At 74.7% G+C, this 458-nt stretch carries 1 protein-coding gene; it reads left to right on the top strand.

What is annotated here, in order from left to right; all coding sequences use genetic code 11:
* Positions 1-458, top strand: a 458-nt coding sequence (locus FMEAI12_RS27935; RefSeq protein ID WP_146776779.1) for a bifunctional DNA primase/polymerase, incomplete at both ends; no start/stop codon positions are given.

Genomic DNA, 458 nt, shown 5'->3' on the forward strand with positions numbered 1-458 from the left:
GCCTGCCCCCGCACCGGCCCCTGCTCTGAGGGGCACCGCACGTGGGAGCAGCGCGCGACCCGCGACCTGGCCCACGTCGAAGCCCACTGGTCGGCCCACCCGCATCACGGGGTGGGGATCGCAACTGGCCCGTCCGGGCTGGTCGTGGTCGACCTCGACACCCCCAAGCCGGGCGACCCGCCGTTGCCCGCCGGCTGGCAGGCCGAAAGGGTCCGGACCGGCGCCGACGTCCTGACCGTGCTCGCGCGCCGCGCCGGGGTCGAGATCCCCCGCACCTACATGGTCCGCACCGGCCGCGGCGGTTGGCACCTGTACTACGCCGCCCCGCTCAACATCCGGATGGGAAACAGCAGCCGGACTCTCGGCCCGTGGATCGACACCCGCGCGTGGGGCGGACAGGTCGTCGCCGCCGGAACGACCGTGGCCGGACGTCCGTACACGACCGTCCGGGACCTTCC

It is taken from the genome of Parafrankia sp. Ea1.12 (assembly GCF_900465275.1).
Taxonomy (GTDB): domain Bacteria; phylum Actinomycetota; class Actinomycetes; order Frankiales; family Frankiaceae; genus Parafrankia; species Parafrankia soli.